This is a genomic window from Pseudomonas moorei (assembly GCF_008801475.1).
In the GTDB taxonomy this organism is placed as follows: domain Bacteria; phylum Pseudomonadota; class Gammaproteobacteria; order Pseudomonadales; family Pseudomonadaceae; genus Aquipseudomonas; species Aquipseudomonas moorei.
Genome location: NZ_VZPP01000003.1, coordinates 70,740 through 84,303, shown reverse-complemented (window position 1 = coordinate 84,303; position 13,564 = coordinate 70,740). Strand labels below are relative to the sequence as shown.

The 13,564-nt window shown below is 59.8% G+C and carries 10 protein-coding genes; 4 read left to right on the top strand and 6 right to left on the bottom strand.

Features of this window, described 5'->3' with window-relative positions; genetic code table 11:
* Positions 1–52: 52 nt before the first annotated feature.
* Positions 53–1,831, top strand: coding sequence for an acyl-CoA dehydrogenase C-terminal domain-containing protein (locus tag F7R06_RS05785; protein ID WP_090321615.1), 1,779 nt, complete (start codon positions 53–55; stop codon positions 1,829–1,831).
* A gap of 51 nt (positions 1,832–1,882) precedes the next feature.
* Positions 1,883–3,520, top strand: a complete 1,638-nt coding sequence (locus F7R06_RS05780) for a fatty acid--CoA ligase (protein ID WP_090327299.1) — start codon at positions 1,883–1,885, stop codon at positions 3,518–3,520.
* A 126-nt stretch (positions 3,521–3,646) separates the two neighbouring features.
* Here F7R06_RS05780 and F7R06_RS05775 read toward each other — a convergent pair whose 3' ends face one another.
* The 5 genes from F7R06_RS05775 to arcD (F7R06_RS05755) all read right to left on the bottom strand — a co-directional run bounded on the left by F7R06_RS05775 (position 3,647) and on the right by arcD (F7R06_RS05755) (position 8,951).
* On the bottom strand, positions 3,647–4,009 hold the full coding sequence (locus F7R06_RS05775) for a DUF5064 family protein (RefSeq protein WP_090321617.1): 363 nt from the start codon (positions 4,007–4,009) through the stop codon (positions 3,647–3,649).
* A gap of 65 nt (positions 4,010–4,074) precedes the next feature.
* On the bottom strand, positions 4,075–5,004 hold the full coding sequence (gene arcC / locus F7R06_RS05770) for a carbamate kinase (RefSeq protein WP_090321619.1): 930 nt from the start codon (positions 5,002–5,004) through the stop codon (positions 4,075–4,077).
* Positions 5,005–5,151: 147 nt separating this feature from the next.
* The gene (locus tag F7R06_RS05765) at positions 5,152–6,162 is read right to left on the bottom strand and encodes an ornithine carbamoyltransferase (RefSeq protein ID WP_090321622.1); all 1,011 of its coding nucleotides are present in this window, start codon (positions 6,160–6,162) and stop codon (positions 5,152–5,154) included.
* Between the two features lie 69 nt (positions 6,163–6,231).
* Positions 6,232–7,488: an arginine deiminase gene (gene arcA / locus F7R06_RS05760; protein ID WP_090321624.1), complete on the bottom strand. Its 1,257-nt coding sequence runs from the start codon at positions 7,486–7,488 to the stop codon at positions 6,232–6,234.
* Between the two features lie 35 nt (positions 7,489–7,523).
* Positions 7,524–8,951 carry an arginine-ornithine antiporter gene (gene arcD, locus F7R06_RS05755; protein ID WP_090321627.1) on the bottom strand — a complete coding sequence of 476 codons (1,428 nt, stop codon included), beginning with the start codon at positions 8,949–8,951 and terminating at the stop codon, positions 7,524–7,526.
* Between the two features lie 462 nt (positions 8,952–9,413).
* Between arcD (F7R06_RS05755) and arcD (F7R06_RS05750) the strand changes: the two genes are divergently transcribed.
* Positions 9,414–10,841 (top strand): arginine-ornithine antiporter, encoded by a 1,428-nt coding sequence (gene arcD, locus F7R06_RS05750; RefSeq protein WP_090321630.1) that lies wholly within the window; start codon positions 9,414–9,416, stop codon positions 10,839–10,841.
* A 12-nt stretch (positions 10,842–10,853) separates the two neighbouring features.
* On the opposite strand, the gene F7R06_RS05745 is transcribed toward arcD (F7R06_RS05750), so the two are convergent.
* Positions 10,854–12,566 (bottom strand): cation:proton antiporter, encoded by a 1,713-nt coding sequence (locus tag F7R06_RS05745; protein ID WP_090321633.1) that lies wholly within the window; start codon positions 12,564–12,566, stop codon positions 10,854–10,856.
* 319 nt (positions 12,567–12,885) lie between these two features.
* Between F7R06_RS05745 and F7R06_RS05740 the strand changes: the two genes are divergently transcribed.
* Positions 12,886–13,548 (top strand): VIT1/CCC1 transporter family protein, encoded by a 663-nt coding sequence (locus F7R06_RS05740; protein WP_090321636.1) that lies wholly within the window; start codon positions 12,886–12,888, stop codon positions 13,546–13,548.
* The last annotated feature ends 16 nt before the right edge of the window (positions 13,549–13,564 follow it).

Below are 13,564 nucleotides of genomic sequence, written 5' to 3'. Positions count from 1 at the left end.
TCCATTGACCAGGGCAGGTTGAATGCCCTGACATTGCCTGAGTATTTCAAATATGGCTGACTACAAAGCACCCCTGCGCGATATCCGGTTCGTCCTCAACGAAGTTTTCAACGTCTCTCGCCTGTGGGCGGCGATGCCGGCCCTGGCCGAGGTGGTGGATGAAGAAACCGCCAACGCAGTCCTCGAAGAAGCCGGCAAGATCAGTGCGGAACTGATCGCGCCGCTCAATCGCAGTGGCGACGAGCAAGGTTGTTCCTGGCACAACGGCGAAGTGTCCACCCCTGATGGTTTTGCCCAGGCCTATCGCGCCTTTGCCGAGGGTGGCTGGGGCGGCGTCGGTGGTGACCCGGCCTACGGCGGCATGGGCATGCCCAAGGTGATCGGCGCGCAGGTCGAGGAAATGGTCAACGGCGCCAATCTGTCTTTCGGCCTCTACCCGATGTTGACCGCCGGTGCTTGCCTGGCGATCAAGGCCCATGCCAGCGAAGAACTGAAGTCCGCCTTCCTGCCGAACATGTACGCCGGCACCTGGACTGGCTCGATGTGCCTGACCGAACCCCACGCGGGCACCGACCTGGGGATTATCCGCACCAAGGCCGAACCTCAGGCCGACGGCTCCTACAAGATCAGCGGGACCAAGATCTTCATCACCGGCGGCGAACAAGACCTGACCGAGAACATCATTCACCTGGTGCTGGCCAAACTGCCGGATGCCCCGGCGGGGCCGAAGGGCATTTCGCTGTTCCTGGTGCCGAAGTTCATGGTCAATGCCGATGGCAGCCTGGGCCAGCGAAACGCGCTGTCCTGTGGTTCGATCGAACACAAGATGGGGATCAAGGCGTCCGCCACCTGCGTGATGAACTTTGACGGCGCCACGGGCTGGATCGTCGATGCGCCGAACAGGGGCCTGGCGGCGATGTTCACCATGATGAACTACGAACGTCTGGGCGTTGGCATTCAAGGCCTGGCCACGGGCGAGCGTTCGTACCAGAACGCCGTTGAATACGCCCGTGACCGGCTGCAAAGCCGTTCGCCGAGCGGCGCGCAGAGCAAAGACAAAGTGGCCGACCCGATCATCGTGCACCCGGACGTGCGGCGCATGCTGCTGACCATGAAAGCCGCGAACGAGGGCGGTCGTGCTTTCTCGACTTACGTGGCCATGCAACTGGACACCGCCAAGTTCAGCGAAGACGCCTCGACCCGCAAGCGCGCGGAAGACCTGGTGGCGTTGCTGACGCCGGTGGCCAAGGCGTTCCTCACTGATATGGGGCTGGAGACCACGATTCACGGCCAGCAGATTTTCGGCGGCCACGGCTACATCCGCGAATGGGGTCAGGAGCAACTGGTGCGTGACGTGCGCATCACCCAGATCTACGAAGGCACCAATGGCATTCAGGCGCTGGACCTGGTCGGACGCAAAGTGGTGGGCACCGGAGGCGAGTTGTACAAGCTGTTTGCCGACGAGATTCGCCATTTCACTGCCACCGCTTGTGCCGACCTCGCGGAGTTCACCAAGCCGCTCAACAGCGCCCTGGACAACCTCGACGAACTCACGGCGTGGCTGCTCGACCGTTCAAAAAACAACCCCAACGAAATCGGCGCGGCGTCGGTCGAGTACTTGCACGCCTTCGGTTACACCGCTTACGCCTACATGTGGGCACTGATGGCCAAGGCAGCCGTGGGCAAGGAAACGCAGGACGACTTCTACGCCAGCAAGCTGGGCACGGCGCGCTTCTACTTCGCCCGCCTGCTGCCACGCGTTCATTCGCTGGCCGCGTCGGTCAAGGCCGGCAGCGAGTCGCTGTACTTGCTCGACGCCGATCAGTTCTGACCCCGTGAACCGGAGATGATCTCCAATCAACAGCATCAGGAAGACTTCACCGTGGTGAAAACAAAAATACTCGCGCCTGCACCAGGCGCTTACAGCTACCCCTTGTTGATCAAGAGCCTGTTGCTCTCGGGCGCACGCTATGCGCCGGATCAGGAAATTGTCTACGCGGACAAGCTGCGCTACAGCTACCGGACGCTGAATGAACGCATCAAACGATTGGCTAACGCGCTCACCCAGGCGGGCGTCAAAGCTGGCGATACCGTGGCTTTGCTGGATTGGGACAGCCATCGGTATCTGGAGTGTTTTTTCGCCGTGCCGATGCTGGGGGCGGTGTTGCACACGGTGAATATCCGCCTGTCTGCGGAGCAGGTTCTCTACACCATGAACCACGCCGAAGATGATCTGGTGCTGGTGCATGACGATTTTCTGCCGCTGATGGAGCAGGTCCACGATCAGTTGACCACCGTCAAAGGCTACATTCAGCTCTCCGATCAGGACGCGCCGTCGACTGCATTGCCGGTGCTGGGGGAATACGAAAGCCTGTTGGCGCGGGCTGAAACGCACTTCGATTTCCCTGATTTCGATGAGCACTCGGTCGCCACGCTGTTCTACACCACGGGCACGACGGGCGACCCCAAGGGCGTGTACTTCTCCCATCGCCAGTTGGTCTTGCACACGCTCAATGCCGTCGGCACCCTCGGCGTCTATCAGGGCCTGCCATTGTTGCGTTCCGACGATGTCTACATGCCGATCACGCCGATGTTCCATGTGCATGCCTGGGGCGTGCCCTACGTCGCGACATTGATGGGGATCAAGCAGGTGTATCCGGGGCGTTATGAGCCCAACAGCCTGGTCAGGCTGTACCGCGAAGAGAAGGTCAGTTTTTCCCATTGCGTACCAACGATCCTGCAAATGATCCTGGGTTGCGACGAAGGGCAACGGACTGATTTCGACGGCTGGAAAATGCTCCTGGGCGGCAGCGCCCTGACCCATGGGCTGGCCGCCCAGGCGACCGCGCGGGGCATGCGTGTGCACAGCGGCTACGGCATGTCCGAGACCTGTCCGCTGCTGTGCCTGACCCATCTGAGTGAGGCCGAACTGGAACTGCCGGCGTCCGATCAGGTCGCCGCACGTATCAAGACCGGCGTGGCGGTGCCGATGGTGGACTTGCGCATCATTGATGCCAGCGGCAACGAAGTGGTGCAGGACGGTGAGGCGCTGGGCGAGATCGTGGTTCGTGCACCCTGGTTGACCCAGGGTTACCTGAACGCACCCGAGCAAGGCGCGCAACTGTGGGAAAACGGCTGGATGCATACCGGTGATATCGGCTCCATCGACCCCATGGGCGTCGTGGAGATCAAGGACCGGATCAAGGACGTGATCAAGACGGGCGGGGAGTGGATCAGTTCGCTCGAGCTGGAGAGCCTGATCAGCGAGCACCCCGCCGTCAGCTCGGTGGCGGTGGTGGGCGTACCTGACGCGCAGTGGGGGGAACGACCGGTGGCGCTGGTCGTGTCAGAAGGCATCACGGCTGAAATGCTGGTGACCCATCTGCTTCAGTATGTCGAGAGTGGCCGCATCAACAAATGGGCGATCCCTCGGCAGATCAGGCTGGTGGCCGACATACCCAAGACCAGTGTCGGGAAAATCAACAAGCGGCTGATCCGCGAACAGGAATTGAGTCAATAACCGACGATGCGCGTTTGTAGGAGCGAGCCGGCTCGCGATGGTGGTCAACGATAACGCGGGGAACCTGACACCCCTTGGCGTCTTTGAGTTCATCGCGAGCAGGCTCGCTCCTACAGGGGGCGTGGGTCATCCCAGATGTTCGGGCTTGACCGGGTCCCCCGACTGCATGTTCAGCTGCACCCGGACATCTTCGAACATCTCGTCGTAATACTTGTGGTTCGAGCCGATCTGGCTGTGGATCTTTGGAATCCCGTACTTCTCTACAACTTTCGTGAAGTTGCTGGCGAAATTGTAGGCCTGGTCCTTGGGCAGATAGAAACTCTCTTCGAACGGCTTGTCGAAAATGGTGCCGTGCATCTTGAACAGCATCCCCTTGCCTTCCTTGGGGTCCTGAGTGACTTCGTAGTCGATGTATATGTTGTAGCTGACGTCATCGTTGGTCAGCGCATGACGCTCGATGTGCATGTGACCGGGCTCGAACTTAGCCATTGTCATCTCTCCTTCAAATAGGCCTTGAAGCGGGGCAGGCCGCCAGCCTGCCCGCAGTATCGCGACTATCGATAGCTGATACCGGGTGTCGCCGTGCTCACGCGAGTACCGGCCTTGCCCTGGACGATCGCTTCGATGTCCGAAAGCGAGCCAATCACCGCGACCTTTCCAGTATGGCGGGCAAACTCGCAGGCTGCCTGCACCTTCGGCCCCATGGAGCCGGCGGCGAAGCCCAGACGCTCCAGTTCGTCGGGGTGCGCCTGGGCGATGCCTTTCTGGGTCGGCTTGCCATAGTCGATATACGCCGCATTGACGTCGGTGGCGATCACCAGCAAATCGCTTTCCAGTTGTTCGGCCAGCAGCGCCGAGCACAGGTCTTTATCGATCACCGCTTCCACGCCCTGAAGCCTGCGGTGTTCATCGTACATCGTGGGAATACCGCCACCGCCGGCACAGATCACGATGCTGCCTTTTTCCAGCAGCCACTTGATCGGGCGGATCTCGAAGATGCGCTTGGGCTTGGGGCTGGCGACCACGCGGCGGAATTTGTCGCCGTCCGGGGCAATGGCCCAGCCTTTTTCGGCGGCGAGTTTTTCCGCTTCGGCCTTGGAGTACACCGGGCCGATGGGTTTGCTCGGCTTCTGGAACGCCGGGTCATTGGCGTCGACTTCGACCTGGGTCAGCAGCGTGGCGAAGGGCACTTCGAAGTCCAGCAGGTTGCCCAGTTCCTGTTCGATGATGTAGCCGATCATGCCTTCGGTTTCAGCGCCCAGCACGTCCAGCGGATAAGGCGACACCGACGTGTAGGCTGCCGCTTGCAGCGACAGCAGGCCGACCTGAGGGCCATTGCCGTGAGCGATGACCAGTTGGTTGCCGGGGTGGATCTTGGCGATCTGTTCGGTGGCGATCCGGATGTTGGCGCGCTGATTGTCAGCGGTCATCGGTTCACCCCGGCGAAGCAGGGCGTTACCGCCCAGAGCAACGACGATACGCATGGTGTATGTCCTTTCAGAGTTCGGTGATCCCCAGTAGGAGCGAGCTTGCTCGCGATGAGCTCAAGAGCACCGCGGAAATCCAGTAAATTCCGCGTCACCGTTGACGACCTTCGCGAGCAGGCTCGCTCCTACAGGAGGTGCGCGGGCTTACAAGTCAGCCAGTGTCGACACCAGAATCGCCTTGATGGTGTGCATGCGGTTTTCCGCTTGCTCGAAAGCGATGCAGGCCGGTGATTCGAATACGTCATCGGTCACTTCGATGCCGTTGGCCAGGTGCGGATACTGTTCGGCAATCTGCTTGCCGACCTTGGTGTCACTGTTATGGAAAGCCGGCAGGCAATGCATGAACTTGGTGCGCGGGTTGCCGGTGGCTTTCATCAGCTCGGCATTGACCTGGTACGGCAGCAATTGCTTGATGCGTTCGGCCCAGGCTTCGACCGGCTCGCCCATGGACACCCACACGTCGGTGTGAATGAAGTCCACGCCTTTCACAGCCGCTTTCGGGTCCTCGGTCAGGGTGATGCGGGCACCGCTTTCTTCACCGTATTTCTTGCAGCGGGCCACCAGGTCGTCCGCCGGCCACAGGGCTTTCGGCGCGCAGATGCGTACGTCCATGCCGAGCTTGGCGCCCACCAGCAGCAGCGAGTTACCCATGTTGTTACGCGCGTCGCCGAGGTAGGCGTAGCTGATTTCGTGAATCGGCTTGTCGGCGTGTTCACGCATGGTCAGCACGTCGGCGATCATTTGCGTCGGGTGGTATTCGTCGGTCAGGCCGTTGAACACCGGCACGCCGGCAAACTTGGCCAGTTCTTCGACGATTTCCTGCTTGAAGCCCCGGTATTCGATGGCGTCGTACATGCGCCCGAGCACCCGAGCGGTGTCCTTCATGCTTTCCTTGTGGCCGATCTGCGAGGAGTTCGGGTCGATGTAGGTGACATTCGCGCCCTGGTCATAAGCGGCGACTTCGAAGGCGCAACGGGTGCGGGTCGAGGTTTTTTCGAAGATCAGCGCGATGTTGTTGCCTTTGAGGTGTTGCTGTTCGGTGCCAGTGTATTTGGCCCGCTTGAGGTCACGGGAAAGATCGAGCAGGTAGCGCAATTCGCGAGGGGTGTGGTGTTCCAGGCTCAGCAGATTGCGGTTATGGATGTTGAACGCCATTTTGGATCTCCTAAGGTGTCGGTTATCCCCTGGGTCCGTGCGTTGTAAGCACGGACCGAGGTTAATAGGTTAGTAATCGATCGGGTCGCGGATGATCGGGCAGGTCATGCAGTGACCGCCGCCACGGCCGCGGCCGAGTTCGCCGGCGCTGATGGTGATGACCTCGACCCCGGCCTTGCGCAGCAGGGTGTTGGTGTAGGTGTTGCGGTCGTAGCCGACGACCACGCCGGGTTCCATGGCGACCACGTTGTTACCGTCGTCCCACTGTTCGCGTTCGGCGGCGAAGCTGTTGCCGCCGGTTTCCACGACGCGCAGTGCTTTCAGATTGAGGGCCTTGGCCACGGTGTCGAGGAAGTTGGTTTCTTCGCGACGGATGTCGATGCCGCCTTGCTTGCTTTCGTCCGGGCGCAGGGTGAAGGCCACGATCTGGCTCACCACTTCCGGGAAGATGGTCACCAGGTCGCGGTCGCAGAAGCTGAACACCGTGTCCAGGTGCATCGCTGCGCGGGATTTCGGCATGCCGGCAACGATCACCTTCTCGACGGCTTTGTTCTTGAACAGATTGAGCGCCAGTTGGCCGATCGCCTGACGGGATGAGCGTTCGCCCATGCCGATCAAGACCACGCCGTTGCCGATGGGCATGACGTCGCCGCCTTCAAGGGTGGAGCTGCCGTGTTCCTGGTCAGGATCGCCGTACCAGATCTGGAAGTCGGCGTTGGTGAACTCGGGGTGGAATTTGTAGATGGCGGTCGTCAGCAGTGTTTCCTGGCGGCGCGCCGGCCAGTACATCGGGTTGAGCGTCACGCCACCGTAGATCCAGCAGGTGGTGTCGCGGGTGAATTGGGTGTTGGGCAGTGGCGGCAGAATGAAGCTGGAGTGGCCGAGGAAGTCGCGGAACATCTGGATGGTCTTGCCACCGAAGCTGTCCGGCAGGTCATCGGCCGATACGCCGCCAATCAGGAACTCGGCGATCTTGCGAGGTTCCAGGCTGCGCAGCCACGAGGTTGTTTCATTGATCAGGCCCAAGCCGACCGAATTGGCGGTGACCTTGCGTTCCAGAATCCAGTCCAGGGCTTCAGGAATGGCAACGATGTCGGTCAACAGGTTGTGCATTTCCAGCACATCAACGTTGCGCTCACGCATTTTGGTGACGAAATCGAAATGGTCGCGCTTGGCTTGGGCCACCCACAACACGTCGTCGAAAAGCAGTTCGTCACAGTTGTTCGGGGTCAGCCGCTGATGGGCCAGGCCGGGGGAGCAAACCATGACTTTGCGCAGTTTGCCGGCTTCGGAATGGACGCCGAACTTAACTTTTTCCGTGGTCATTACAGTGATCCTCCAGATGACAATTAATCAGGGGGTTACAGAGTCAGGAAGCCGTCATACAGCCCATAGGCCGCCACCAGGGCGCCCACGACGACGGCCACGAAAATCAGCTTCTCGACGTTGGTGAAAACAGGTTTGTCGATTTCCATCTTGGCCTTGGCGAACAGAATGACGCCGGGCGCATAGAGCAGGGCGGACAGCAGCAGGTACTTGACGCCGCCGGCATAGATCAGCCAGATCGCGTAGACCAGGGCGATAGCACCTATGAACAGGTCTTTCTGGCGTTCGGGCGCGGCGCTTTCATAAGTCTCACCGCGTACCGCCAGCAAAAACGCATAAGCTGCCGACCACAGGTAAGGCACCAGAATCATTGAGGTCGCCAGGTAGATCAGCGACAGGTAAGTACTGGCCGAGAACAGGGTGATGATCAGGAACAGCTGCACCATGGCGTTGGTCAGCCACAGGGCGTTGACCGGTACATTCTTGCTGTTTTCCTTGCGCAGGAACGCCGGCATGGTGTGGTCCTTGGCTGCGGCAAACATGATCTCCGCGCACAGCAGCACCCATGACAGCAATGCCCCGAGCAGCGAGATGACCAGACCGACGCTGATCAGCACCGCGCCCCAATGACCCACCACATGCTCCAGCACGGCGGCCATCGACGGGTTCTGCAGCTTGGCCAGTTCCGGTTGGGTCATGACGCCCAGCGACAGTACGTTCACCAACACCAGGAACAGCAGCACGGTAATGAACCCGATCACGGTGGCTTTACCCACGTCGGTGCGTTTTTCCGCCCGCGCCGAGAAGATGCTCGCGCCTTCGATGCCAATGAACACCCACACGGTGACCAGCATCATTTTGCGCACCTGGTTCATCACGCTGCCCAAGTCCGGGTTTTTCAGGCCCCAGATGTCAGCGGTAAAGATGTCCAGTTTGAAGGCGAACAAGGTGATCAACATGAACAGCAACAGCGGCACGACCTTGGCGATTGTGGTGACCAGGTTGATGAATGCCGCTTCCTTGATCCCCTGCAACACGAGGAAATGCACGCCCCACAGCAGCACTGACGCACCGATCACGGCGGCCACCGTATTGCCTTCGCCGAAGATCGGGAAGAAATAACCGAGGGTGCTGAACAGCAGAACGAAATAACCGACGTTGCCCAGCCAGGCACTGATCCAGTATCCCCAGGCGGAAGAGAAACCCATGTAGTCGCCAAAACCGGCTTTGGCGTAAGCGTAAACACCACCGTCCAGGTCAGGCTTGCGGTTGGCCAGCGTCTGGAAGACGAAGGCCAGGGTCAGCATGCCCACGGCAGTAATTGCCCAACCGATCAGAATGGCGCCGACGTCTGCACTGACAGCCATGTTTTGTGGCAGGGAAAATATTCCGCCGCCAATCATCGAACCGACGACCAAGGCCACCAGTGCGCCAAGTTTCAGTTTTCCGGGGGATTCAGACATTGCATGACTCCAATGCAGGAGAAGAGAGACAACAGATTAGTTCTGTTAGCAATTCAATCATCTGATTTAGATCAGTACATGGGCACATTCCATTGTGATTTGAACGACTTATATTCGATCCTGGAACATGGCTACTTCTCCGGAAACGCCTTATCCAGAGGCCTCGGAAAGAACAAACGGCAATACTGCGTATTGCTTCGAGTTTTTACGCTAGTTCGTTTCTGTGTTTCTGCAAATTTTTGACACCCGATTTCAGTAACGCTATGAATTAACGGTTTCGTTCAACCCAAGTGTTCTTAGCACGGCACCGATATTCTGATCGGCTATAACTAACAGGCTCCTTGTTCGGCGTTATTTAATAAACGTCATTGCGCTGAAGCCATTTAGTTAATGCCAGGCAAGTGACGGTTTCATGGCTGTGATAAAACCCGGCCGCATCGGGAAATAAATGGAGACCCAGGAATGTCGCAACCCACGCAAAAGCTTCGACTGAGTGCATTGATCGCCCTGGTGGTGGGCTCGATGATTGGTGGTGGCATCTTTTCACTGCCTCAGAACATGGCAGAGCGCGCCGATGCCGGTGCGGTGCTGATCGGCTGGGCGATTACCGCCGTGGGCATGCTGACCCTGGCCTTCGTGTTCCAGACCCTGGCCAATCGCAAACCGGAGCTCAATTCCGGGGTGTATGCCTACGCCAAGGCCGGGTTCGGCGACTACATGGGGTTTTCCTCGGCCTGGGGTTACTGGATCAGTGCCTGGCTGGGCAACGTCGGCTATTTCGTGTTGTTGTTCAGTACCCTCGGTTATTTCTTTCCGGTATTTGGCCAGGGTAATACACCGATCGCTATTGGCTGCGCCTCGGTATTGCTTTGGGCAGTGCACTTTCTGGTATTGCGCGGGATCAAGGAGGCCGCATTCATCAATCAGTTGACCACTGTGGCCAAGATCGTTCCGCTGATCATGTTTATCGTGATTGCCGCAGTGGCCTTCAAGGCCGAGATCTTCACCCGGGACATCTGGGGGCAGAGCAATCCGGACTTTGGCGGCGTGATGGACCAGGTGCGCAACATGATGCTGGTCACCGTGTTCGTGTTCATCGGCATTGAAGGCGCCAGCATCTATTCGGCCAGGGCGGAGAAACGCACCGATGTCGGGCGCGCGACGGTCATTGGCTTCCTCAGCGTGCTGGCCTTGCTGGTGTTGGTGAACGTGCTGTCGCTCGGGATCATGAGCCAGCCGGAACTGGCGACGTTGCAGAACCCGTCGCTGGCGGCGGTGCTGGAGCGCATCGTCGGCCCCTGGGGAGCCTTGTTGATCAGCGTCGGCCTGGCGATTTCGTTGCTCGGGGCCTTGTTGTCGTGGGCATTGCTGTGCGCCGAGATCCTTTTCGCCACCGCAAAGGACAAGACCATGCCGGCGTTCCTGACCCGGGAGAACGCCAACCACGTGCCGGTCAACGCGTTGTGGCTGACCAATTCAATGATCCAGATTTTCTTGCTGATCACGCTGTTTTCCGCAGGGACCTACACCAGCCTGATCTACCTCGCGTCGTCGATGATCCTGGTGCCGTACCTGTGGTCGGCGGCCTATGCGGTGCTGTTGAGCGGGCGCGGCGAAACCTATGAACATGCCTCGGCGGAGCGCACCAAGGATCTGTTGATCGGCGGCATTGCGCTGAGTTATGCGGTGTGGCTGCTGTATGCCGGGGGCGTGAAATACCTGCTGCTATCGGCGTTGCTGTATGCGCCTGGGGTGATCTTGTTCGCCAAGGCCAAGCACGAGCAGGGAGAGCCTTTGTTCACCCATTTCGAGAAGGGCATTTTTGCCTGTGTCATCACCGCTGCCGGCCTGGCGGGATATGGGTTGTACAACGGCTTTTTGTCGCTGTGAGGCGCTGAATCTTCAAAGTTCCCCGTCTTCGGCGCCGGGATAAACCCCGTGTAGCAGGCGATAGCGGTCGTGCCGTACCTGGGCGATGCGGTCGAGGACCTGACGCTCGGGGAATCCCAACATGATCAGGGCATGCGACGCCAGCATCAGGCTGGACTCGAGTAACTCGGGCACCACTTCGCTGGCGCCGGCCGCCTTCAACTCGGGACACTGGCTGTCGTCGCGCGTACGCACCAGGATCGGCACGTCCGGATTGATGCGACGCGCCTCCTTCAGCACCTGCAGGGCAACCTCGGTTTTGTCCACGGCGATGACCACCAGGCTGGCGCGCTCCAGGCCAACGGCGACCAGCAGTTCGCCACGATGGGAATCGCCGTAATGCACGTCGCTTTCAGCGACGGCCGCTTCACGTACCCGGACCGGGTCATTGTCCAGTGCGATGTAGGGCTGTTGCGCCTTGCGCATTATTCGCCCGATCGATTGCCCCACACGACCGTAACCACAAATCACCACATGGCCCTGTACGCCGGCGTTGAGCGCGCTGATTTCCTCCAGCTTCGCTTCTTCATTGGGCTTGCGGTGCAGATGTGTGGCAATCCAGGGGGCGGCGCGCAGTAACGACGGGGTGACCACCATTGAGCAGAAGGTCGCCGCCAGCAACAGGCTGCCGAGGTTGGCAGGCATCAGGTCGTTTTGCTGCATCTGCGCCATCAATGCAAAGCAGAACTCGCCGCCCTGGGCCAGGGCCAGGCCGCTGCGCCACGCGGTTTCCCCGTCGCTGACGCGCCATTTGACCAGAAGCGCGACCACGCTGCCCTTGATCAGCAACAGCGCCAGCGTCAGCCCGAGGATCAGCAGGCCGTGACTGGCGAACAGGCGCAAGTCGATCAGCATGCCGATGCTTATGAAAAACACGCCGAGCAGTATGTCGCGGAACGGCCGCAGATCGGCCTCGATCTGGTGCCGGTAGTGGCTTTCCCCCAGCAACATGCCGGCGAGAAATGCGCCCAGGGCAGGGGAGAGCCCGATCAGGTGGGTCAGCCCGGCCGTCAGCAGGACGATGACCAGGGCCAGCAAGACGAACAGCTCAGCCGAGCGTGCCGCCGCGACCTCATGGAACAGGCGCGGCAATACCCAGCGACTGGCCAGGGACAGCCCGATAAACAACAACACGGTTTTACCCAGGGTCAATGGCAGCGCCCAATACCAGGCTTGATCGCTGTTACCGGCGAAGACCGGCACCAGGGTCAGCAACAACACCGCGACCACGTCCTGGAACAACAGAACGCCGATGGCATTCTGGCCGTGGCTGCTGAAAATCTCGCCGAGGCTGGTCAACTCCTTGCTGACAATGGCGGTGGAAGACAGTGCCAGCCCGCCACCCAGTAACAACGCTGGCGTCGTCGCCACGCCTGCCAGCATCAGTAACGCGCCCAGTACCGCCCCCGACACCAGGACTTGCAGGCTGCCCAGGCCAAAGACAACCTGGCGCAGGGCAATCATTTTCGACAGGGAAAATTCCAGCCCGAGCGAAAACAGCAAAAACACCACGCCCAGTTCGGCGAGAAGCGGCAGCGCTTCACTTTCATCCACCCAGCCAAACGCCCTGGGGCCGACGATCAGGCCCACAAAGAGATAACCCAGCACCGGTGGCAATCGCAGGCGATAGAACAGGGAAATGACGACCAGGGAGGAGGTGAGGATGATGATCAGACTGACAAACATAGAGACTCCGTGATGGTGCAAGGTGCGGCCATGAATGCCGCGCCAGTGAGGCTCAAGGCGAATGGTGGATGTCAGGTTTGATCCTGATTCTTCAAATCGGCCATGGCGGATAACGCCAAGCCAGGGCGCTGTCCCCGGGGGAGTGTAGCCCGAGCAAAAAAACCGACCGGGTTTGCTCGCACCAATGCGGCAGCAATATCGATTCAAACTACACTCACAGGGGGCTGGAATCGGACTGTCGCAAGACCGGCGCCAGCGCAGGCCCGCGAACCTGAATCACAGGGCATCCAAAGGCGAGAAACCTGCCAAGGTTGGAAGCATGCAAAGCACCGCAGAACATAAGCCCTCGCGTGTGCTCGATCCCGTCGAGCGTGTCACGGAGGTGATCTTCGGCTTGCTCATGGCGATGACTTTCACTGGAACGATCAGCGTGGTCACCGCAGATCAGGAGGCCGAACGCGTGATGATGATCGCCGCGCTCGGCTGCAACCTGGCCTGGGGACTCGCGGACGCGGTGATGTATCTGCTGCGAACACTGATTGAACATACCCGCAACCGCACGCTATTGAAAAAGGTGTGCAGCGGGGTGGATGCGGCTACCGGGCAGTCGCTCATTGCCAATGCGTTACCACCACGCCTGGCGACAGCGGCCGGTGCCGACGGCCTGGAATTGTTGCGTCGACGCCTGGCCGAAACCGCCACCATGCCCGCGCCGCCGCGACTTGGCCTGAATGACTTCAAGGGGGCACTCGGTGTGTTCCTGCTGGTGGTGCTCTCGACATTTCCGCTGGTGATCCCGTTTCTGTTACTCGAACAGACAAGACTTGCGGTGCGCGTGTCCAACCTCGTCGGACTGGCCGTGCTCTTCGCGGGGGGCTGGATTCTGGCGCGTTACGCAGGCGCCAGACCATGGCAGGGGGCGATTGCGCTGACAATCACCGGTGCCTTGCTGATCAGCGCAATCATTGCGCTCGGCGGATAAGCATCCAGGCATTTCC